We start from the raw sequence: 21,710 nt of genomic DNA, 5'->3' as shown, positions 1-21,710 counted from the left end.
CCGGGTGCGGGTCGCGTGTGGCTGGTCGCGCAGTTCCCCGCGCCCCTTCAGGCATGCTGGACCGCAGCTCCCTCGGGGGCGCGGGGAACTGCGCGAGAAACCACGGCGTACCCGCACCCGGCAACGGTGAAGGCGCCCCGAGCCGGCAGCCGCCTACCCCGGCGCCCCGGAGGAAAAGCGGCGCAGCAACGGCGACAGCACCAGCACCGACTTGGTCCGCTCCACGAACGGCTCCCCGGCGATCCGCTCCAGCACCCGCTCGAAGTGACGCATGTCGGACGCGAAGACCTGCGCGATCGCGTCCGCGTCCCCGGTGACGGTCGACGCGGCCACGACCTCCTGGTAACGCTCCAGGCCCCGCTGGATGGTGTCCGGCGAGGTGTTCCGCCGGCAGTAGATCTCGATGTAGCCCTCGGTCTCCCAGCCGAGCGCCGCCGGATCCACCCGCACGGTGAATCCGGTGATCGCTCCGGTGGCGCGCAGCCGGTCCACGCGCCGCTTCACCGCGGGGGCGGACAGGCCGACCATCTGCCCGATGTCCGCGTAGGAGCGGCGGGCGTCCTCGGCGAGGGCGTGCACGATGCGTTCGTCGAGATCGTTCAGCACAGGGGGTGGTTCACTTCTTCGGTTCGGTCACTTCTCTGCCGTCACCGCGAGGCCGTCACCGGTCGCGAGACGGGAACGGCGAAAGCCGTATACGAAGTAGAACACGAGCCCGACGGCCATCCAGACACCGAACACGATCCAGGTGACGGCGGACAGGCTGCCCATCATCCAGACGCAGAAGGCGAAGCCCAGCGCGGGCAGCAGAGGCGACAGCGGGATCCGGAAGGAGCGGTGCATGGCCGGGCGGGTCCGGCGCAGCACCACGACGGCCACGTTGACCAGCGCGAAGGCGAACAGCGTGCCGATGCTGGTCGCGTCCGCGAGCTGGCCCAGCGGGATGGCGGCGGCGAGGACACCGCAGAACACCGAGACGATCACCGTGTTGGCGCGCGGGGCGCCGGTCTTCGGGTGGACCTTGGCGAAGATCTTGGGCACCAGCCCGTCCCGGGACATGGCGAACAGGATGCGGGTCTGGCCGTAGAGCACGGTCAGCACGACGCTCGCGATGGCGATGACGGCGCAGAAGGCCAGCAGGGTGCCCCAGAAGCTCTGCCCGGTGACGTCCTTCATGATCTGGGCGAGCGTGGCCTCGGAGTCGCTGAAGCTGCGCCACGGCCTGGCACCGACGGCGACGGCGGCGACCAGCACGTACAGGGCGGTCACGATGACCAGGGACAGCATGATCGCGCGGGGCAGGTCGCGCTGGGCGTCCTTGGCCTCCTCGCCGGCGGTGGAGGCGGCGTCGAAGCCGATGTACGAGAAGAACAGCGTGCCGGCGGCCCCGCTGACGCCCGCCATGCCGAGCGGCATGAAGTTCGAGTAGTTGCCGGACCTGAAGCCCATGAAGCCGATCGCGCAGAACAGGATCAGCGCGGCGATCTTCACGGACACCATGACGGTGTTGGCCCGCGCGGACTCCTTGGCGCCGCCCATCAGGAACACCATCGCGAGGATCACGACGATCAGGGCGGGCAGGTTGAAGACACCGCCGTCGACGCCGGGCGGGTTGGCGAAGGCCTTCGGGATGGTGACACCGATGGTGCCGGACAGCAGCTCGTTCAGGTACTCGCCCCAGCCGACGGCCACGGCGGCGACCGACACGCCGTACTCCAGCAGCAGACACCAGCCGCAGACCCAGGCGATCAGTTCGCCCATCGTTGCGTATGCGTACGAGTACGAGGAGCCGGAGACCGGGATGGTGCCCGCCAGCTCGGCGTAGGACAGGGCGGAGAACAGCGCGGTGAGACCGGCGATCACGAAGGAGAGGGTGACGGCCGGGCCCGCCTTGGGGACGGCCTGGCCGAGCACGACGAAGATGCCGGTGCCGAGCGTGGCGCCGATGCTGATCATGGTCAGCTGCCACAGGCCGAGGGAGCGCCGAAGCGCACCTCCCTCGCCGTGGCCGCCCTCCGCGACCAGGCGTTCCACGGGCTTGCGCCGCATGAGGCGCGCGGCGACGCCCTGGGCTGCGGGGGCGGTCGCTGTGCGGTCGTGCGGGGGTGCGCCTTGGTCGAGCACGCGTTGGCTCCTTCATCCTGCCGGTCATTGCGGACGGGGACCGGGGGTAGCCCTGCGCGGGCAGGGGCCCACCGAGCGGGGTCCCCGCCACGCCACGTACAGCGCAGCACCTTACGGGGGTGGCCTTCACGGGCGTAATGCAGCAACCTTGCGCGTCCCCGCATGATCATTGCGTTGCTCGGCCCGGAATGACAAATCGTTGTGCACCGGCTGTCGACCCGTTGCAGCGCAACGGCCCCCGTTCTCCCGGCGAGCGGGAACAACGGGGGCCGTGCGGAGGCGAGTTGGATCAGTTCCAGCTGGCGTGCAGCGGCTTGCCCTCGGCGTAGCCGGCCGCGCTCTGGATGCCCACGATCGCCTTCTCGGCGAACTCCTCCAGGGAGGCGGCACCGGCGTAGGTGCAGGAGGAGCGGACGCCCGCGATGATCGAGTCGATCAGGTCCTCCACGCCCGGGCGGGCCGGGTCGAGGAACATGCGCGAGGTGGAGATGCCCTCCTCGAACAGCGCCTTGCGGGCGCGGTCGTACGCCGACTCCTCCGAGGTGCGGTTGCGCACCGCGCGCGCGGAGGCCATGCCGAACGACTCCTTGTAGGCACGGCCGTTGGCGTCGTGCTGGAGGTCGCCCGGGGACTCGTACGTGCCCGCGAACCACGAACCGACCATCACGTTGGACGCGCCGGCCGCGAGCGCCATGGCCACGTCGCGCGGGTGCCGGACACCGCCGTCGGCCCACACGTGCTTGCCGTACTTCTTCGCCTCGGCGGCGCACTCCAGCACCGCGGAGAACTGCGGCCGGCCCACGCCGGTCATCATCCGGGTGGTGCACATGGCGCCGGGGCCCACACCGACCTTGATGATGTCCGCGCCGGCGTCGATCAGGTCCTTGACGCCCTCGGCGGAGACGATGTTGCCGGCGGCGATCGGCACCTGCGGGTCGAGCGCGCGCACCAGCTTGATGGCGCTGATCATCGACTCCTGGTGGCCGTGCGCGGTGTCGATGACGAGCGTGTCCACGCCCGCGTCGAGCAACTGCTTGGCCTTGCCCGCCACATCGCCGTTGATGCCGACGGCGGCGGCGATGCGCAGCTTGCCGTGCTTGTCGACGGCGGGGGTGTACAGCGTGGCGCGCAGGGCGCCCTTGCGGGTGAGGATGCCGGCCAGCTTGCCGTCCTTGTCGACGGCCGGGGCGTAGCGGCGGTTGTGGTGGTCGAGGGTGTTGAAGGCCTCGCGCGGGTCGATGTCGGCGTCCAGCAGGAGCAGGTCCTTGGACATGACCACTTCGAGCTGGGTGAAGCGGTCGACGCCGGTGAGGTCCGCGTCGGTGACGACGCCGACGGGCCGCTGCTCCTCGTCCACGACCACACCGGCGTTGTGGGCGCGCTTGGGCAGCAGGGCCAGCGCGTCGGCGACGGTCTGGTGCGGGGCCAGCACGATCGGCGTGTCGAGCACCAGGTGGCGGCTCTTCACCCAGGAGACGACGTCGGTGACGACGTCGATCGGGATGTCCTGCGGGATGACCACCAGGCCGCCGCGGCGGGCCACCGTCTCGGCCATGCGCCGGCCGGCGATGGCGGTCATGTTGGCGACGACGAGCGGGATGGTGGTGCCCGTGCCGTCCGGCGAGGCGAGGTCCACGCCCTGACGCGAGCCCACCGCGGAGCGGCTCGGCACCATGAACACGTCGTCGTACGTCAGGTCGTACGCGGGCTGGATGTCATTGAGGAAACGCACGTGCTGCACATCCCAGTCGATCAGAGGTGACCCCCCGACGGGTGCGCCAGGGGGAAAGAGCACGTACTTCATTGTCCCATGCCACGGCCCCGGCCATGCCCGGGCGGAACCTCCAGGGTGCCCAGTGGATCTTCGGAGGATCCGCCGAACGCCTCAGCGGAGGGCGCGGCGCGCAGCCTCCAGGAAGGCCTCCCGGGCGGCGTCGAGCGCGTCGGGGCGGGCATCGCGCCGGACCAGATCCACGAGTACGCGGGCGGCAGCCGCCACCTCGGCCGGGCCCTCCAGCTGCACGATGTCGAGCGCCCGCTGCAGGTCGGTACGGTCGCCGGGCTGACCGGCGCCGGTACGACGGGTCTCGGTGACGGCGCCCACCGCGTCCAGGAAACGGACGCACGCCTGCCGACGCTGGTCGTGCACGCGCGCCGCGCGCTGCTCCTCGGCACTGAGCCGCAGCGCCTCCAGCGCCGCCTCCGCCTGCCGCTCCCCCGCCGCGCGCGTGGAGCGAGCGGAGATGACACTGCCGCCGCGCGCGGATCCGGCGCCGATGAGAGCGGCGGACAGGGCGATGAGCCATTCGTTCATGCGGCGCATTCTGCAGGGCCACGGCACACCGGCGGGGCGGATTCGGCCACGGGTACGATCGCCACGCCGAGCCCGGGAAGCATCGGCGGGCCCGCATCGACCTGCGGAAACACCCCCATGGGGCAGGTGCATGCCAAGTAGACTGGAGAAGACACTTGTGGCGACGGGCGACGGGCGACGGGCGACGGGCGACGGGCGACGGGCGACGGGCGACGGGCGACGGGCGTGACGGGGCGCAGGTCTCCGTGCTGTTCGCCGCGCGGTCGCAGAACGCGCTGCACCGACTGCTCGACACCCTGCCGGTCTTCGAGGGTGACGCGCGTGTCCGGCGGTACTTCACCCTCGTCCCCGGCTCGGAGTTCTCGCTCGACGCGCTGACCGCCATCGAACGGGCGGGCGGGCGCACCCTGCCCTGGCCGGAGGCCAGGGACCGCTCCTTCGCGCTCGTCCTCGCCGCCAGCCCCAAGGGCGACCTGCACGCACTCCACGGCCCCCGAGCGCTGCTCCCGCACGGCGCGGGATTCAACAAGTCCCTCCCGGGCGAGGGCACCGCGGACTCCGCCTCCGGACTCGACCCCGCCCACCTCCTGCTCCCCGACGGCGCCCCGCTCGCCACCCGGTACCTCTTCTCGCACCCCAGCCAGATATCCCGGCTGGCCCGGGTCAGCCCCGAGGCGGCGGCCCGCTCGACGGTCGTGGGCGATCCGCTCCTCGAACGGTTCCTGGAGTCGCGGGCCCGCCGCGACCGCTACCGCGCCGCCCTGCGCACCGGCTCCCGCACCCTGGTCGTGCTGTTCTCCACCTGGGGCCCGGAGTCCCTGATCGGCCGCCGTCCCGGCCTCCCCGCCGACCTGGCCGCCGCCCTCCCCCACGACGAGTACCAGCTCGCCCTGGTGCTGCACCCCAACGAACGCGTCCGGCGCGGCGCACTCGACCTCGAGGAGTACCTGGCCCCCGCGCGCCGGGCGGGCCTGATCCTGCCCGGCGGGTACGAGGAGTGGGCCTCGGTCGCCCTCGCCGCCGACGTGCTGATCACCGACCACGGCTCGGCCGCCCTCTACCCCGCGGCCCTCGACCGCCCGCTGCTCGGCGCCTACGACGGCGGGGTCGAGCTGCTTCCCGGCAGCCCCATGGCCGACCTCCTCGACCGGGTGCCGCGCTTCGACGGGGACCCGCGCCGCATCCCGGCGGCCCTGAGCGCCCACCGGCCGGGCGGCATCCGCGCGCTGACGGAGTCGGTGTTCGCCGAACGAGGGCACGCGCTGGACCGCCTCCGGGAGGCCGTGTACGACCTGCTCGGCCTCGCCCCGCCCGCCCATCCGGTGGTGCCCCGCCTGCTCCCCGACCCCGCACCGGCACCGCACACACCCGCTGCCTTCGCGGTGCGCGTCGAGCTCGACGAACTGGGCGAGCACGACGAGCACGACGAGCACGGCGAGCACGACGAACGGCCACCGATCCGGGTGCTCCGGCACCCCGCGCACCTGCCGCTGCCCGCCCCGGCGCACCACCTCGCCGCCGAGGTCGGCTCCGCCCACCACCGGTACACCCAGAGCGCCGCGCTGCTGTACCGCCGGGCGGGAGAGCACCCGGGCGCGCCGGCCGAGCCGGCCGACCTGTGGACCGCCCGGATCCTGGGGGACCATCCCGGCGGCCGGCGTACCGCCGCGGTCGTCGTCTCGGCCGCCCACTGCCTGGTACGGACCCGGTCCGGCCCCCTGCTGTCCGTCCGCATCGCCCCTCAGCGGCAGGACCGGCGGACCGCGCCCGTGGATCCGGTCCCCGTGCTCTCCGCGGTCCACGCCGTGCTCGTCGCCCGCCCGGGCACCGACCACACGACCCTCACCTGCGCGGTCGGCCCCCACACGGCCGAGGTACGGCTGACACCCGCCACCCCCGAGGAGGCCGCCACACCGGTGTGAGCGAGCCCGACGGCCCCTCTTGTCAGGCGAGCCCCAGGCGCACCCGGATCTCGTGGGCCGCCGTGCGGTGCTCCGCGGCCTCGGTCTCCTGTCCCGTCCGGTCGGCGAGCTCGGCGAGGGCGTCCAGGACCCGTGCCTCGTCGCGGGCGCCGCGCACCGCCCGGGTGCCGGACAGTGCCGCCCGGTACAGCTCGCGCGCCTCCTCGGTCCGGCCGAGCCGGGCCCGCACCCCGCCGAGCGCGAACGCGGCCCGCGCGGTCAGCCGCGTCCGCCCGTCCGCGGCGAACCGCGTGCGCGCCTCCTCCAACAGGGCCTCGGCCCGGGCCGGTTCACCGAGGCGGGCCAGTGCCTCACCGAGGCGGTAGGCCTGGAGCGCGGCACCGTACGCGTTGCCGATCTCCTCGTGCACGGCCCGCGCCGCCGCGAAGTCCTCGGCCGCGCCCGCCCAGTCGCCGCGCGCCGACCGCAGCATGCCGAGGAACTCCCGGACGGAGGCGGCGAGTTTGCGTTCCTCCGGGGTGGTTCCGAAGGCGGTCCGGACCGTGGACCACGCCTGGGTGAGCTGCTGCTCCGCCTCCTCGAACTCCCCCTGCTCCCACAGCGGCCGGGCCAGCTGGCAGCGCATGCGCACCAGCACCCGCGGATCACCTGCGCGCTGGGCGGCGGCCACGCCCGTGCGGAAGGCCTCGATGTGGTCGGCGTAGTGCGGATGGTTCAGGAAGTGCGTCCAGAGGGGTTCGCAGAGCGCCGCGACCTCCTCCAGTCCCCAGTCGCCGGCCGCCCCTGCCGCGTGGGCCAGGCGGACGCAGCCGAAAAGGGCGTGCCGTTCGGCCTCCAGCCACCGGTACGCCCGGGCCGCCCGGTCGCCCTCCTCGTCCCCGGGCCGCTCGAAGAGCACGTCACGGGTGCCGGGCACCAGGCCGACGGCGCCGGCCGTCCGCAGCCGGGGCCCGGCGGCGGCCAGGTCGGCGCGTTGGGCCTGGCGCGCGTACCAGCGGACGAGCCGCCGCAGCGCCTCCTCGCGTTCCGCCGGATCACCGCACGCCTCCGCCCGGCGCCGGGCGTGGGCGCGCAGCAGCTCCGGGAGCCGCTGGCGGCCGTCGGGATCCCGGCCGTCCAGGAGCCCGGCCGCGCGCAGCTCGTCGAGCGCGTCCTCGGCGGCCTCGGCACCCCGGCCGAGCAGGGCGTCGACGGCGGCGAGGGTGAATGAGGGGCCGGGGAAGGCGCCCAGCAGCCGGTAGAGACGGGCGGCGTCGGGGCCGAGGCTGTCGTGGGCCGCGTCCCACACCTGTTCCACCACGGGGATGCCCTTGTCGTGCAGCTCGGACGTCAGCCGGCCGAGCAGCCGGGCCAGCGGGCGCTCCGGGTGCCGGCGCAGCCACTGCCCGGCGACGTGCAGCGCGGCGGGCAGTCCCGCGCACAGCGCCAGCAGCCTGCGCGTCTGCTCCGGCTCGGCGGACAACCGGGCGTCCCGGGTGACCAGCTCCAGCAGGTCCAGGGCATCGGTGGGCTCAAGCGGACCGAGGGGGAGCTCGACGGCCGCCCCGGCCTGGAGGTCGTACAGGGGGCCGTGGCTGGTGACGATGACCAGGCTGTCTCCCGAGGCGGGCAGCAGCGGCTCCACCTCGGTGCCGTAGCGGGCGTTGTCGACGATGACGGCGATCCGTCTGCCGTGCGTGAGGGACCAGTACTGGCGGGCCCGTTCCCGGAACACGGGCGCGATCCACTCCGCGCCGAGGCCGCGCAGCAGCTCGCCGAGGACGTCCGCGACCTCCACGGCGCCGTCCCGGCGGACGTCGTCGAGGTCGACGTACAGCACACCGTCCGGGTAGCGCTCGTGCAGGGCCCGGGCCAGCCGGAAGGCCAGCTCCGTCTTGCCGGTGCCGCCGTACCCGGTCAGCAGCAGGCACAGCGGCCGGGCCGCGCCCTCCGCCGTCCGCCGCTCCGTGACCAGCCGCAGGACCCGTGCCTGCTCGTGCTCACGGTCCACGAAGTGCGCCGGCCCCGGCGGAATCTGGTACGCCACCTGTCGCTGGACCCCCGTCCCGAATCGCTCCGCATCGGCAGGAGCCTATCCAGCGGCGGAAGTTGACACACCATCACGCGGTGAGGTCGTCATTCCAGGGCGAGGGCGACCGTGAGCGGGCCGGTGCGGTCGGCGGCCTCGGTGAGCACCTCCCGCGCCATCCGCCACTCCTCCGGGCGGCCGTCCGCATACGGCCGCCAGCCGGTGACGACGAGGAGGAGCCCCCGGTCCGCCGCCTCCCGGGGCCAGACCGACGGATCGGAGAGGCTGTCGAGGAGCGCGTCCCAGTTCCGGCCGAACCAGTCGGGCAGGGCCAGCGTCCGCGCCACGGCGTCCATCAGACCGGCCTTGTCGGTGACGCCGTCGAGGTCCAGGGTGACCACGACCTGTGTCATTTCAGCACCGCCCGGAACGAGTTGTAGTGATCATCGGTGTAGTAGATCTCCCCGCCCCGGCCGGTGATGATGCGCCGGGGGCCACGGTCGCGCGAGCCCGGCGTCCGCACCGTGTACTCGTGGTAGTAGCCGCGCTGGTGCTTCGGCAGGCGCCGCTCGAAGTTCCCGAAGACGACCCCGTCCCTGGGGTACGGGTAGGGGCCGCCCTTGTCGATCAGGGCGAGGGTCTGCCGGGCCTCGGCCGGCAGCCGGGACTCCCGGACGGTGGCCATGCCGTGCGCCCAGGCGGGAGTGGACACGGCCGCGGCGGACGCGCCGGACGGGCCCGACGAGCACCCAGCCAGCAGGACGGCGAGGACGAGGGCCAGCAGTCCCGCGACCGCGGGGAGCAAGGACCGGCGAGGCCTGTGAGCGAGGAACCGCGGCAACATGCCGACGATGCTGCCACGCCCGCCCCACCCCGATGCCCCCACGACCCGCCAGGCCAGGAGCACACCCCGCCAGGACCTGAGCACACCCCGCCAGGGCAGGAGCACACCCCGCCAGGGCAGGAGCAGACCACGGTCAGGACGGGCGCGACCCGCCGGCACCAGACACGGGCCGCCAGACCTGGTCACGGCCCGTCCAGTCCAGACATGGACCGCCAGACGCGGTCACAGCCTGTCCAGCCCGAACACGGCGCATCCAGCCCAGACACGACCCGCCAGACCCGGTCAGCGCCACCAGACCCAGTCACGCCCCGCCCAGCCCAGACACGATCCACCGGTGCCGGACACGATCCGCGCGGCCCGCCCGGCGCGGTGCGGTGAGTCCGGTGGCAGCCCGCGGAGTCGTCAGTGGCCGTCGGGGTCCGCGCGGCCGAGCGTCGGCTTCGGCGTCGGTCCGGCCGTCATCAGGTAGTCCGCGGCGGAGGTGTCCGTGACCAGGCTGGTGACCAGCCCGGACCGCAGCACCGCGTCGATCGCGGACGCCTTGCGCTGACCGCCGGCGATCGCCACGACCTCCGGGATACGGCGCAGCTGGTCGGCCTTGACCGTGATGCACCGCTCCCCCAGGTCCCGCCCGATCCGGCGTCCCTCGGCGTCGAAGAGGTGCGCGGCCATCTCGGCGGCGACGCCGAGCGAGGCGTAGTGCGCCCGCTCCTCGTCGCTGAGCATGTCGTGCACGGTCGAGATGCCCGGCTCCCAGGAGCCGATGGACACACAGGCGACCGTGACCTTGTCGAAGTACTCGAAGGCCCGGGCGATCCCGGTCTGGTTGCGCAGCGCGGCCGCGGTGGCCGCGTCCGGCAGCAGCATCGGCGCGTAGATGGGGTGGGCGTCGCCGCCCGACACCTGAGCGGCGCGGCGCACGGCCTCGACCGAGCCGCGCTCCGAGGTCCCTGCGTCGTACACGCCGGTCAGCTGCACCACCGTGCACGGGGGCAGCCGGTCGAGCGCCGCCGCCATGTGAATGGTGGACCGGCCCCAGGCCAGCCCGAGCACGTCCCCCTCGTTGACGAGCTCGCCGAGCAGGTCGGCGGCGACCTCGCCGAGGTTCTCGGGGTCGGGGGTCTCCTCGGCCTCGGCCGGGGACTCGACCACGACGGCGTGCCTCAGGCCGTAGCGGGCGCGGAGCGCGTCGGAGCGCTCGGCGTCCAGCTCGGCCGGGACACGGATCTCGATGCGTACGAGATCCCGTTCGAGAGCGGTCTCCAGGACCCGGGCCACCTTGAAGCGGCTGACGCCGAACTCCTCCGCGATCTGGATCTTGGACTTGCCCTCGAGGTAGAAGCGGCGGGCCATGGCCGCCGCCTGCACCAGCTCAGCGGGTCCCATCCGCATGGCTGACCGGCCCGCCGACATACCCGACACGGCGATCTCCTCACTGCTGTTCACACTCTGGATTCGCCGTTCATCCTTGCAGATTCGGCGCTACGGATCCGCCCTGATGGGGGCCGTTCACTTAACCGTTCACGTATCTGTGGCTCAGTGGTCGCATGCCCAGGATGCCTTGGCGGTAGCCGACTCGGCCTGCGCGCGCAGGGCACGGACCGCCTCCGCCGGGTCCTTCGCGCCGTACACCGCCGAGCCTGCCACGAAGACGTCCGCTCCCGCGTCCGCGCACCGCTCGATCGTCGAGGCCGAGACACCGCCGTCGACCTGGAGCCACAGCTGCAGGCCGTGCTTGCCGATCAGCTCACGGGTGCGGCGGATCTTCGGCAGCATGATGTCGAGGAACGCCTGGCCGCCGAAGCCGGGCTCGACCGTCATGATCAGCAGCATGTCGAGCTCGGGGAGCAGGTCCTCGAACGGCTCGATCGGCGTCGCGGGCTTCAGCGCCATGGAGGCGCGGGCGCCCTTGGCGCGGATCTCCCGGGCGAGTCGCACGGGCGCGGCGGCGGCCTCCACGTGGAAGGTCACGGAGGAGGCGCCCGCCTCGACGTACTGGGGCGCCCAGCGGTCGGGGTCCTCGATCATCAGGTGGCAGTCCAGCGGGGTGTCCGTCGCACGGGCCAGGGACTCCACGACCGGCACGCCGAGCGTGAGGTTCGGGACGAAGTGGTTGTCCATGACGTCGACGTGGAGCCAGTCGGCGCCCTGGACCGCCTTGGCCTCCTCCGCGAGGCGGGCGAAGTCGGCGGACAGGATGCTGGGGTTGATCTGCACGGCCATGCCCCAAGCCTGCCATGCCGCTGCGCCGGGCTGTAACGGCGGTCCGTCGCGGTTGTGATTCGACCACCGGCCGGTGGGGCTTCTCGCGCAGTTCCCCGCGCCCCTTTCGGGGCGCTGCACCCAAGGGCGTTCAGGCGGTTCTGCGGATCAGGGCCAGGTACATCGCGTCCGTGCCGTGCAGGTGAGGCCAGAGCTGTACGTCCGGGCCCTCGCCCAGCGCCGGAACCCCCGGCAGCATCGGACGGGCGTCGATCAGTTCGGCGTCGGGACGCTGCTTGAGGACGTCGGCGACGACCGCGCGGGTCTCGGCGAGATGCGGCGAGCAGGTCGCGTAGCCGACGATCCCGCCGACCCGCACCGAGTCCAGCGCCGTGCGCAGCAGGGCGCGCTGGAGGGGGGCGAAGTTGTCCAGGTCCTCGGGGCGGCGGCGCCAGCGGGCCTCGGGGCGGCGGCGGAGGGCGCCGAGTCCGGTGCACGGCACGTCCATGAGGACGCGGTCGAAGGTGCCGGGCCGCCACGGCGGCCGGGTGCCGTCGGCGGCGATCACCTGGTACGGCCCCGGGTTGCCGGCCAGCGCCTTGGCGACGAGGCCCGCGCGGTGCGGCTGCTTCTCCGAGGCGAGCAGTGTGGCGCCGCGCTCGGCGGCGAGGGCGGCCAGCAGCGCGGCCTTCCCGCCGGGCCCGGCGCACCCGTCCAGCCACTTGCTGTCGGAGCCTTCCAGGGGCGCGCCGGCGAGCGCGAGGGCGACCAGCTGGCTGCCCTCGTCCTGCACTCCGGCCCGCCCCTCGCGCACGGCCCGCACCGCGCCCGGCTCCCCGCCCTCGGCGAGCCGCACGGCGTACGGCGACCAGCGCCCCGGTACGGCGGCCTCCTCGCCGAGCAGCTCCTCGGCGGTGGCCCGGCCCGGCCGCGCGACCAGGGTCACCTCGGGCCGTTCGTTGTCGGCCTCCAGCAGTTCCTCGATGCCGGCCCGCCCGCCGCCGAGGGAGTCCCAGAGCGCGGAGACGACCCAGCGGGGATGCGAGTGCACGACGGCGAGGTGATCCTCCGGGTCCTCGTCGTAGGGCGGCGCGACCTTCTCCAGCCACCCGTCGAGGTCGTCCTGGGCCACCTTGCGCAGCACGGCGTTGACGAACTTGGCGCGCCCGTCGCCGAGCACCACCCGCGCCAGCTCCACGGCGGAGGACACGGCGGCGTGCGTCGGGATCCTGGTCCCGAGCAGCTGGTGCACACCGAGGCTGAGCACGTCGAGCACGGGCGGGTCCACCTCGCGCAGCGGCCGGTCGACACAGGCGGCGATCACCGCGTCGTACGTCCCCTGCCGGCGCAGCGTGCCGTAGACCAGCTCGGTGGCGAGGGCGGCGTCCCGCGCGTCGAATTTTTCCGGTCCCTCCTTCTCGCGGGCCTTGCGCAGCAGCGGGGGCAGCACGAGGTTGGCGTACGCGTCCCGCTCGTCGACCGCGCGCAGCGCCTCGAAGGCCAGGATGCGGACGGGGTCCTTCTGCGGACGACGGTACGGCTTGGCGGGCTTACGAGGCCGCCGGGACTGCTCGCTCACGAAAAAGGTGCTCCGGATGTGAAGAGGGGGTGCGGTGTCCAGCCTACGTCGGCGGACCGCCGCCCCCGCTGCCCGGGGCTCAGCCGCCGAGCTTCTCGCCCTCGGCGATGCGTACGCCGCGCGCCCAGTCGGCCGCCCGCATCGGCTTCTTGCCCTGCGCCTGCACCCAGAGGAGCTCGACGGCGTACGAACCGGTGCCCACGTGGACGCTGTTCTTGCCGACGGCCATCCGCCCCGGCGCGAGGTCGGTGCGCTCGGGCACCGGGGTGACCTGGATGAGCTTGAGGCGCTCGCCGCGGAAGGTGGTCCAGGCGCCGGGCGCCGGGGTGCAGCCGCGCACGACCCGGTCGACGCGCAGCGCGGGCGTCGACCAGTCGACCCTGGCGTCCTCGACGGTGATCTTCGGCGCGAGGGTGACGCCCTCGGCGGGCTGCGGTACGGCCTTCAGGGTGCCGTCCTCGATGCCGTCCATGGTGGCAGCGAGCAGCCCCGCGCCCGCGAAGGCGAGCCGGGTGAGCAGGTCGCCGCTGGTGTCGGTGGGCCGGATCTCCTCGGTCACGGTGCCGTAGAGGGGCCCGGAGTCGAGTCCCTCCTCGATGAGGAACGTCGACGCCCCGGTGATCTCGTCGCCCGACATGATGGCGTGCTGCACGGGAGCGGCTCCCCGCCAGGCGGGCAGCAGCGAGAAGTGCAGGTTGACCCAGCCGTGGGCGGGGATGTCGAGGGCCACGCGGGGCAGCAGGGCGCCGTAGGCGACGACGGGGCAGCAGTCCGGCGCGATCTCCGTCAGCCGCTCCAGGAACTCCGGGTCCCGCGGCCTGACCGGCTTCAGCACCTCGATCCCGGCCTCCTCCGCCCGCTCGGCCACGGGCGACGCGACCAGCCTGCGCCCACGCCCGGCCGGCGCGTCGGGCCGCGTGACGACGGCGGCCACGTCGTGCCGCCCGGAGGCGATCAGAGCGTCGAGGGCGGGAACGGCGACCTCGGGGGTACCGGCGAAGACGAGCTTCATGGGCGGGATCGGGCCTCTCGGGCGGGGGTTGGACGGGCAGCGCACCAGTCTATGACCAAGCAAGCGCGCACGAGCCCTGCCCACGGACGCACGCCCACGCGAACGACGGACCCGGACCCGGACCACCACACCACGTACGGCGCGCACCCGGACGACCGGCGTACGCATATGCCCGTACGCCCCCACCCCGTGACCAGCGGAGCGCCCACGCGTTGGTCAAGAAAGAGTTGACCACATGGGGCCGCTTTCGCGGCCCAATTCCTTTCAACGCCGGTTCGAGAGGCTTGTTCATGGCCGACCACGCCACCCACGACGCCCAGGCCCGGGCCAGCCTGCACTTGCTGGTGCGGGACATCGAGCGAGTCCGCCGGCAGGTGGACGCCTTGCGCACGCTCACCGCCCAGTTGGGCAACGTCTACCGCCCGCGCCGCTCCGGCCCGTCCACGGGCTTCGTCGTCTACGGCCGCGCGCCCGCCCCGACGGTGCGTCTCGCCCAGGAACTCCGGGACAGCGTCGAAACCCTGGTCACGGCCGCCGTGGACTTCGACCGCTCACTCGGCTTCTCGTGGGACGCGGTGGGCTCGGCGCTCGGAGTCACCAAGCAGGCGGTGCACCGCCGTTACGGCGCCCGCCGCGCCGCGGCCCAGGCGGCCGCCGAGGCCGAGCGGGCCACGGAGCCGTCGGGCACGCGCACGCTCAGTGTGAACGCCGGCCTGCCCACGGTCCCGACGGTCCCCGCGGCCCGCTCGATGCCCACGCAGCCCACCGCCGGCAGCCCGGCCCTCCGCGACCGCGACGAGGCCCGCCCGACGGCCTTCCCCAGCCCCCGCAACGGCTGACGTCTCCCCCTGCCCTCCCGGCAACACCCGGGAGGGCAGCCACGCACCCGTCCCGACGACGGCCACCACCCCGGCGAGCGGACAGCCGCCGACGGCGGACGACCCCGCAGGAGACCCGCCGGAAGACCACCCGTCACCCGATGTCCGGCGGATCGATCCGCACCCGCACCGCCTCCCCGCTCCCCCGCGCCAGCCGAGCAGCCTGCGCGGTCTTCAGCGCGGCAGCCAACGCCGCCCCGCTGCCCGGCGGCACCCGGACCAGCGCCCGGTCCCAGTGCTCTCCCGGCGGCGGCTCCCCGGCCCTGCGGGGCCGCCCGGGCGGCGTCGGCGGCACCGGCACCGGCCCCAGCACCTCGGCGTCCGGCGGCAGTTCCACAGCGGCCAGGAACTCGGCGACGGCCGCGGGCGGCCCGGACACGGCCGCCATCCGCGACACCGGGGGGAAGCCCAGCTCGGCCCGCTCGGTCAGTTCCCGCACCGCGTGCCCGACGGGGTCCCAGCGCACCAGCGCCTGCACCGGCCGCAGGGTCGGCTCGGCCACCACGACCACCGTGCCCCCCTCGCTCTGCGGCCGCACCAGCGCGCCCGCCGCGATCCACCGCCGCAGCGCGTCCTCCCCGGCCCGCAGGTCGGGTCGTACGAGCATCGCCCAGCCGTCCAGCAGCAGGGCCGCCGCGTAGCCGCCCTCGGCGACCGGTTCGGCCCCCGGTGTGCTCACCACCAGGGCGGGCGTGCCCGGCACCGTGTCCAGCACGTGCTCCCGCCCCGAGGTGCGTACGGGGACGGCGGGAAAGGCGCGGCCCAGTTCCTCGGCCGTCCGCCGGGCCCCCACCACCTGGGCCCGCAGCCGGAAGCCGCCGCACTCCGGGCAGTGCCACGCGCTCTCCTCGCGCCCGCACCAGCCGCAGCGCAGCACCCCCGCGTCCTGCCCCTGCAGCGGCCCGGAGCAGTGCCGGCACCGGGCCGGCGCCCGGCACTGGGCACAGGCCATGCGGGGCGCGTAGCCACGCCGCGGCACCTGTACGAGCACCGGTCCGTGCCGCAGCCCCTCGCGTGCCGCCTGCCAGGCGAGCGTCGGCAGCCGGGCGGCGCGGGCGGCCTCGTCGCGGGCGAGGTCGTCGTCCCCGACCGTCCGGACCAGCGGGGCGGCCCGCCGCACCTGCTCCCGCCCGGCGACCAGCGGCCGGGCCCAGCCGCTCTCCACGAGCTGGGCGGCCTCCACGGTGCAGCTCCAACTCCCCAGCAGGAAGGCGCACTTGTCCAGAGCGGCCCGCAGCAACAGCACATCCCGGGCGTGCGGCTGCGGGGCGTGCTGCTCGCTGTGGCTGTCGTCGCCGTCGTCCCAGACGGCGACGAGCCCCAGGTTCTGCACGGGCGCGAACATCGCGGCGCGGGTCCCCACCACGGCCCGCACAGACCCCCGGCGCACGGCGAGCCACTGCGCGTACCGCTTCTCGGGGCCCGCCTCGGCCGTGAGCAGGGCGTGCCGGCCCGTGCCCAGCAGCGCGGTGAGCGCGGCGTCGACACGCGCGGCGGCCCGCCCGTCCGGTACGACGACGAGGGCGCCGCGGCCCGAGGCGAGCGCGGCGGCGACGGCCCGGGCCAGTTCCTCGCTCCACAGCGGGCCCGGCAGCGCGTTCCAGACGGCCCTGGGCGACCCGCCGGAGGCGAGGGCCTGGAGGAATGCCTCCCCGTGCTCGTACCGCCCCCAGGAGGCGGTCTCCGGCGCCTTCGGCGGGGACAGGGGCGCGGGTGAGGGCCGCTGCTCGGCCCGGGCGCTGCGCGGCGGCACGGCCAGCTGGAGGACGTCGGCGAGGCTTCCGGCGTACCGGTCGGCAACGGCCCGGGCGAGACCCAGCAGTTCCTCGCTCAGCACCGGTTCCGGCGACACGACCTGGGCCAGCGCTGCCAGCGGCCCGGAGTAGTCGGACTCGGCCCGCCGCTCGACGAGGAATCCGTCGATGAGCCCGCCACCCTCGCGGCGCCCTTCGCGCACCCGGCTCCGGCCGGCCCCGAACCGCACCCGGACCCGCACGCCGGGCTGGGCCTGCTCGTCCAGGTCCGCGGGCACGGCGTAGTCGAAGTACCGGTCGAGATGCAGGACGCCCTTGTCGACCAGTACCCGGGCGACGGGCAGGTGCGGGGCGAGCGCGGCTCCCCGCCAGGTCCGCGGCTTGGCCCGGGGCACCTTCGCCTTCCGCACGCTCTCCCGGATGAGCGCGAGCTGCTCCGGCGGCGCCCCTTCGGCCCCGCCGTCCCCGTCCGCCCGGGGTGCCCCGTTCTCGCTGCTCACGCTTGCATTCTTACCAAACGGCACTGACAACCGACGTGCGCCCGAGATCAGGATCGGCAGCGGTACGGATTCAGCTTCACCGCACGCCCCGAAGGGCGCACTCCACGAAGTAGCCGCGGCCTTCGCACCGGGCGGCGCCGACGGCGTCAGGGTAGGCACCGCCCGGCCGGGCCCGCCAGTCGATTCGCCACCGGTGGCGGGACCGCGGACCAGGGTTTCCCGGTGCGCCCGGGACAGAGGGTCACCGGCGAGGTGATCACCGCCGACTCGCATTGGGGGAAGTGGCGCCGGATCCGGCTGGTGCCGGCCGACCGGCGACACGCCGAGGCCCGGCCCCCCGGCGAGGGGGAACCGGGCCTCGGTGCGAAGGGTGACCGGGGCTTACAGGCCCACGGCGGCGCGCAGGGCGTCCACGCGGTCCGTGCGCTCCCAGGTGAAGTCGGGCAGCTCGCGGCCGAAGTGGCCGTAGGCGGCGGTCTGGGCGTAGATCGGGCGGAGCAGGTCCAGGTCACGGATGATCGCGGCCGGGCGGAGGTCGAAGACCTGGTCGATCGCCTTCTCGATCTTCTCGGTGTCGACCTTGGCGGTGCCGAAGGTCTCCACGAACAGACCGACCGGCTCGGCCTTGCCGATCGCGTAGGCGACCTGGACCTCGCAGCGGGAGGCCAGGCCCGCCGCCACGACGTTCTTGGCGACCCAGCGCATCGCGTACGCGGCCGAGCGGTCCACCTTGGACGGGTCCTTGCCGGAGAAGGCACCGCCGCCGTGGCGGGCCATGCCGCCGTAGGTGTCGATGATGATCTTGCGACCGGTCAGGCCGGCGTCGCCCATCGGGCCGCCGATCTCGAAGCGGCCGGTCGGGTTGACCAGCAGGCGGTAGCCGTCGGTCTCCAGCTTGATGCCCTCGTCCAGCAGCGCCTTCAGCTCCGGCTCCACGACGAACTCGCGGATGTCGGGCGCCAGCAGCGACTCCAGGTCGATGTCGGAGGCGTGCTGCGAGGAGACGACCACGGTGTCGAGGCGGACGGCCTTGTCGCCGTCGTACTCGATGGTGACCTGCGTCTTGCCGTCCGGGCGCAGGTAGGGGATGGTGCCGTTCTTGCGCACCTCGGACAGGCGCTTCGACAGGCGGTGCGCCAGGAAGATCGGCAGCGGCATCAGGGTCGGCGTCTCGTCCGACGCGTAGCCGAACATCAGGCCCTGGTCGCCGGCGCCCTGTCGGTCCAGCTCGTCGTCGTCGCCCTCGACCCGGCTCTCGTACGCCGTGTCCACGCCCTGCGCGATGTCCGGCGACTGCGCGCCGATCGACACCGACACGCCGCAGGAGGCGCCGTCGAAGCCCTTCTTGGAGGAGTCGTAGCCGATCTCGAGGATCTTGTTGCGGACCAGGGTCGCGATGTCCGCGTAGGCCTTGGTCGTCACCTCGCCGGCCACGTGCACCAGGCCGGTGGTGATCAGCGTCTCGACGGCGACCCGGGAGGTCGGGTCCTCGCGCAGAAGCGCGTCGAGAATGGTGTCGCTGATCTGGTCAGCGATCTTGTCGGGGTGACCCTCGGTCACGGACTCCGAGGTGAACAGGCGACGGGACACAACGCTCCCTGTGGTTGCAGCGGCTGCTGGCTGATCATTTGCGGCGACGCGCGGGGCTGCGCCCGGCGTCGACCGTGAACAGTTTATCGGTCGCACTCGGCCGATGGGGCACGTGTCTCGCCTCTCGGGAGCGCTGTGACCTGCGGCACGGGCATTCTGCACAATGCCGGGCGACCTTGGCCAGGGCCGCCACACCCGAATTGAACGTGGCGCGAACCCGCCGTCGCGGTCGCCCGGCGGCCCGCCGCCCGTCAGCCGAGGCGCGGTACCACCAGGTCCCACACGGTGTCGGCCAGGGCTTCCTTGGGCCCGTACGGCACGGGGGTCTCACTGCCGTCGGCGCCCAGCACCACGGCCTCGTTCTCCTCGGAGCCGAAGGTCTTGCGCTCCCCGACCTCGTTGACCACGAGCAGGTCACAGCCCTTGCGGGCGAGCTTGGCGCGGCCGTTGGCGAGGACGTCGTCGGTCTCGGCGGCGAAACCGACGATCACCTGACCGGGGCGGGCGCGCTCGGCCGAGATCTCCGCCAGGATGTCCGGATTGCGCACCAGCACGATCGGGTCGGGGTCCTGGCCGTCCTTCTTCTTGATCTTGCCGGCGGCGTAGGCCGCCGGGCGGAAGTCGGCCACGGCGGCGGCCATGACCACCGCGTCGGCGTCCGCCGCCGCCTTCAGCACGGCCTCGCGCAGCTGCACGGCCGTGCCGACCCGGACGACGTCCACGCCCGCCGGGTCGGGCAGGCCGGTGTTGGCCGCGATCAGCGTGACCCGGGCACCGCGGGCGGCGGCGGTGCGGGCGAGGGCGTAGCCCTGCTTGCCGGAGGAACGGTTGCCGAGGAAGCGGACCGGGTCGAGGGGCTCGCGGGTGCCGCCGGCGGAGACCACCACGTGCCGTCCTTCGAGGTCGGGCGCGGTGACACCGCGGGCCAGCACCCGGCGGCACACCTCGAAGATCTCCACCGGGTCGGGCAGCCGGCCCTTGCCGGTGTCGACGCCGGTGAGCCGGCCGACCGCGGGCTCGATGACGACGGCGCCGCGGCGGCGCAGCGTGGCCACGTTCTCCTGGGTGGCCGGGTGCTCCCACATCTCGGTGTGCATGGCGGGCGCGAAGACGACCGGGCAGCGGGCGGTGAGGAGGGTGTTGGTCAGCAGGTCGTCGGCGAGGCCGTGGGCGGCCTTGGCGAGCATGTCGGCGGTGGCGGGTGCGACGACCACCAGGTCGGCGTGCTGGCCGATGCGGACGTGCGGGACCTCGTGGACGTCGTCCCACACGTCCGTCGAGACGGGGTTGCCGGACAGGGCGGACCAAGTGGCGGCGCCGACGAACTGCAGCGCCGAGGCGGTGGGGACCACGCGGACGTCGTGGCCCGACTCCGTGAACCTTCTCAGCAGCTCACAGGCCTTGTAGGCGGCGATGCCGCCGCTGACGCCCAGAACGACTCTCGGCTTGTCCACCGGGACTCCCATTCGTTGAACCTACGCCTCCATGACACACCACAGGCCCGGCGGTCGTGCCGCCGGGCCTGTCGTGCGAGAACGAACGGTTACTGCGCGGGGCCCTCGACGGCCTCGGACGTCAGCAGACCCGCGTTGATCTCGCGCAGGGCGATCGAGAGCGGCTTCTCGTGGACGTGGGTGTCGACGAGCGGACCGACGTACTCGAGGAGACCCTCGCCGAGCTGCGAGTAGTACGCGTTGATCTGGCGGGCACGCTTGGCCGCGTAGATCACGAGGCTGTACTTCGAGTCGGTGGCCTCGAGAAGCTCGTCGATCGGCGGGTTGATGATGCCCTCGGGCGCGGTGATGGAAGAGGACACGCTCTACCTTCCGATGGATGGAAAAGAATGAAACATCGTGATCACAGTCACGATCACACAACGTCCATCAAGGCTAGCAGCTCGCGCGCCACGTCCTCGACGGAGGTGTTGACCAGGGTCGTATCGAACTCCGGCTCGGCCGCCAGCTCGGTCCTGGCCGCCTCCAGACGGCGCTCGATGACCTCGGGCGGCTCGGTGCCCCGGCCGGTCAGCCTGCGCACCAGCTCCTCCCAGGAGGGCGGAGCCAGGAACACCAGCCGGGCGTCGGACATCGACTCGCGGACCTGCCGGGCACCCTGGAGGTCGATCTCCAGCAGCACCGCCTCGCCCTTCTCCAGCCGCTCCAGCACGGCAGCACGGGGCGTGCCGTAGCGGTTGCCGGCGAACTCGGCCCACTCCAGCAGCTCGCCGTTGGCGATCAGCTTGTCCATCTCGTCGTCGGTGACGAAGAAGTAGTGGACTCCGTGCTTCTCGCCGGGGCGCGGCTTGCGGGTGGTGGCCGACACCGAGAGCCAGACCTCGGGGTGTTCCTTGCGCATATGGGCGACGACCGTGCTCTTGCCGACCCCCGAGGGGCCGGAGAGCACGGTCAGCCGCGGACGTTCACTCATGCAGCGATTATTCCAGCAATCCCGGAGTGCCCGGGACTCCCGGTCCGGCAAGGCCGGGACTCAGGAGCCGGTGCTGCCGAACTCACGCTCCAGGGAAGCGATCTGGTTGGAACCGAGACCGCGCACGCGGCGGCTCTCGGAGATGCCCAGACGCTCCATGATCTGCTTGGCGCGGACCTTGCCCACGCCGGGCAGCGACTCGAGCAGTGCGGAGACCTTCATCTTGCCGATGACGTCGTTCTCCTGGCCCTGCTTGATGACCTCGTGCAGGGAGGCGCCGGAGTGCTTGAGTCGATTCTTGACCTCGGCCCGCTCCCGGCGAGCCGCGGCGGCCTTTTCGAGCGCGGCTGCGCGCTGTTCGGGGGTAAGGGGCGGAAGAGCCACGCCTACGTCACCTCGGATGTCGAACTGTCGGATACGGACCGGTGAGGAACCTAGTCGCCCCACACCTGGGGAGCTACGAGCAACACGCTTCGCCCGTTCTCCCCCACTACCTAATGGGTGTGGGGGTGCCCCCACAGCTCGGAGACTAGCGGTCAAGTCCGCCAGAGTCAGC

Annotated in this window: 19 protein-coding genes; 2 read left to right on the top strand and 17 right to left on the bottom strand. The window is 73.4% G+C overall.

Annotated features, from left to right (window positions below):
- Window positions 1-153: 153 nt before the first annotated feature.
- From FB563_RS27865 to FB563_RS27850, 4 genes are all read right to left on the bottom strand, one after another.
- Entirely contained in the window at window positions 154-606 is a 453-nt protein-coding gene (locus FB563_RS27865) for an Lrp/AsnC family transcriptional regulator (RefSeq protein ID WP_031174468.1), read from the bottom strand.
- A gap of 27 nt (window positions 607-633) precedes the next feature.
- The gene (locus tag FB563_RS27860) at window positions 634-2,124 is read right to left on the bottom strand and encodes an amino acid permease (protein ID WP_055708456.1); all 1,491 of its coding nucleotides are present in this window, start codon (window positions 2,122-2,124) and stop codon (window positions 634-636) included.
- Between the two features lie 289 nt (window positions 2,125-2,413).
- A complete protein-coding gene (locus FB563_RS27855; RefSeq protein WP_055708463.1) occupies window positions 2,414-3,856 on the bottom strand; it encodes a GuaB1 family IMP dehydrogenase-related protein in 1,443 nt (480 codons plus the stop codon).
- Window positions 3,857-4,009: 153 nt separating this feature from the next.
- Window positions 4,010-4,438, bottom strand: a complete 429-nt coding sequence (locus FB563_RS27850) for a hypothetical protein (RefSeq protein ID WP_063797120.1) — start codon at window positions 4,436-4,438, stop codon at window positions 4,010-4,012.
- Between the two features lie 155 nt (window positions 4,439-4,593).
- Between FB563_RS27850 and FB563_RS27845 the strand changes: the two genes are divergently transcribed.
- Complete coding sequence (locus FB563_RS27845; protein ID WP_341874435.1) at window positions 4,594-6,360, top strand: translation initiation factor 2; 1,767 nt, start codon at window positions 4,594-4,596, stop codon at window positions 6,358-6,360.
- Between the two features lie 22 nt (window positions 6,361-6,382).
- On the opposite strand, the gene FB563_RS27840 is transcribed toward FB563_RS27845, so the two are convergent.
- The 7 genes from FB563_RS27840 to fmt form a co-directional block, all read right to left on the bottom strand.
- Window positions 6,383-8,386 (bottom strand): AAA family ATPase, encoded by a 2,004-nt coding sequence (locus FB563_RS27840; RefSeq protein WP_055710464.1) that lies wholly within the window; start codon window positions 8,384-8,386, stop codon window positions 6,383-6,385.
- Window positions 8,387-8,475: 89 nt separating this feature from the next.
- Window positions 8,476-8,781, bottom strand: coding sequence for a barstar family protein (locus tag FB563_RS27835; RefSeq protein ID WP_055710465.1), 306 nt, complete (start codon window positions 8,779-8,781; stop codon window positions 8,476-8,478).
- A complete protein-coding gene (locus FB563_RS27830; RefSeq protein ID WP_142218952.1) occupies window positions 8,778-9,212 on the bottom strand; it encodes a guanyl-specific ribonuclease in 435 nt (144 codons plus the stop codon). Before FB563_RS27830 ends, FB563_RS27835 begins: the two co-directional genes overlap by 4 nt.
- 402 nt (window positions 9,213-9,614) lie before the next feature.
- The gene (locus FB563_RS27825; RefSeq protein WP_055704927.1) at window positions 9,615-10,658 is read right to left on the bottom strand and encodes a sugar-binding transcriptional regulator; all 1,044 of its coding nucleotides are present in this window, start codon (window positions 10,656-10,658) and stop codon (window positions 9,615-9,617) included.
- A 90-nt stretch (window positions 10,659-10,748) separates the two neighbouring features.
- A complete protein-coding gene (rpe, locus tag FB563_RS27820) occupies window positions 10,749-11,435 on the bottom strand; it encodes a ribulose-phosphate 3-epimerase (protein WP_055704928.1) in 687 nt (228 codons plus the stop codon).
- Window positions 11,436-11,565: 130 nt separating this feature from the next.
- Window positions 11,566-12,993 carry an RsmB/NOP family class I SAM-dependent RNA methyltransferase gene (locus FB563_RS27815; protein WP_055704929.1) on the bottom strand — a complete coding sequence of 476 codons (1,428 nt, stop codon included), beginning with the start codon at window positions 12,991-12,993 and terminating at the stop codon, window positions 11,566-11,568.
- Window positions 12,994-13,072: 79 nt separating this feature from the next.
- On the bottom strand, window positions 13,073-14,005 hold the full coding sequence (fmt, locus tag FB563_RS27810) for a methionyl-tRNA formyltransferase (RefSeq protein WP_055704930.1): 933 nt from the start codon (window positions 14,003-14,005) through the stop codon (window positions 13,073-13,075).
- A gap of 290 nt (window positions 14,006-14,295) precedes the next feature.
- Between fmt and FB563_RS27805 the strand changes: the two genes are divergently transcribed.
- Entirely contained in the window at window positions 14,296-14,844 is a 549-nt protein-coding gene (locus FB563_RS27805; RefSeq protein WP_055704931.1) for a hypothetical protein, read from the top strand.
- 133 nt (window positions 14,845-14,977) lie between these two features.
- Here the strand turns inward: FB563_RS27805 and FB563_RS27800 are convergent, their stop codons facing one another.
- The 6 genes from FB563_RS27800 to FB563_RS27775 form a co-directional block, all read right to left on the bottom strand.
- Window positions 14,978-17,137, bottom strand: a complete 2,160-nt coding sequence (locus FB563_RS27800) for a primosomal protein N' (protein WP_055704932.1) — start codon at window positions 17,135-17,137, stop codon at window positions 14,978-14,980.
- Window positions 17,138-17,518: 381 nt separating this feature from the next.
- Entirely contained in the window at window positions 17,519-18,727 is a 1,209-nt protein-coding gene (gene metK, locus FB563_RS27795; RefSeq protein WP_055704933.1) for a methionine adenosyltransferase, read from the bottom strand.
- A gap of 251 nt (window positions 18,728-18,978) precedes the next feature.
- Entirely contained in the window at window positions 18,979-20,181 is a 1,203-nt protein-coding gene (gene coaBC / locus FB563_RS27790) for a bifunctional phosphopantothenoylcysteine decarboxylase/phosphopantothenate--cysteine ligase CoaBC (RefSeq protein ID WP_055704945.1), read from the bottom strand.
- An 89-nt stretch (window positions 20,182-20,270) separates the two neighbouring features.
- Window positions 20,271-20,543 carry a DNA-directed RNA polymerase subunit omega gene (gene rpoZ, locus FB563_RS27785; RefSeq protein ID WP_003982715.1) on the bottom strand — a complete coding sequence of 91 codons (273 nt, stop codon included), beginning with the start codon at window positions 20,541-20,543 and terminating at the stop codon, window positions 20,271-20,273.
- 53 nt (window positions 20,544-20,596) lie between these two features.
- Entirely contained in the window at window positions 20,597-21,205 is a 609-nt protein-coding gene (gene gmk / locus FB563_RS27780; RefSeq protein WP_483030218.1) for a guanylate kinase, read from the bottom strand.
- Window positions 21,206-21,214: 9 nt separating this feature from the next.
- Window positions 21,215-21,538, bottom strand: coding sequence for an integration host factor (locus FB563_RS27775; RefSeq protein WP_003977346.1), 324 nt, complete (start codon window positions 21,536-21,538; stop codon window positions 21,215-21,217).
- Window positions 21,539-21,710: the final 172 nt, after the last annotated feature.

Origin of the sequence: Streptomyces puniciscabiei (genome assembly GCF_006715785.1) — a bacterium.
Classification (GTDB): Bacteria; Actinomycetota; Actinomycetes; order Streptomycetales; family Streptomycetaceae; genus Streptomyces; species Streptomyces puniciscabiei.
The sequence above is the reverse complement of the archived record's forward strand: the minus strand, read 5'-3'. Positions and strand labels throughout refer to the sequence as shown.

Coding starts and splice junctions, on each gene's coding strand:
- FB563_RS27850 (WP_063797120.1), bottom strand. CDS start 4,438: ATGAACGAATGGCTCATCGCCCTGTCCGCCGCTCTCATCGGCGCCGGA.
- FB563_RS27835 (WP_055710465.1), bottom strand. CDS start 8,781: ATGACACAGGTCGTGGTCACCCTGGACCTCGACGGCGTCACCGACAAG.
- FB563_RS27830 (WP_142218952.1), bottom strand. CDS start 9,212: ATGTTGCCGCGGTTCCTCGCTCACAGGCCTCGCCGGTCCTTGCTCCCC.
- rpe (WP_055704928.1), bottom strand. CDS start 11,435: ATGGCCGTGCAGATCAACCCCAGCATCCTGTCCGCCGACTTCGCCCGC.
- fmt (WP_055704930.1), bottom strand. CDS start 14,005: ATGAAGCTCGTCTTCGCCGGTACCCCCGAGGTCGCCGTTCCCGCCCTC.
- FB563_RS27805 (WP_055704931.1), top strand. CDS start 14,296: ATGGCCGACCACGCCACCCACGACGCCCAGGCCCGGGCCAGCCTGCAC.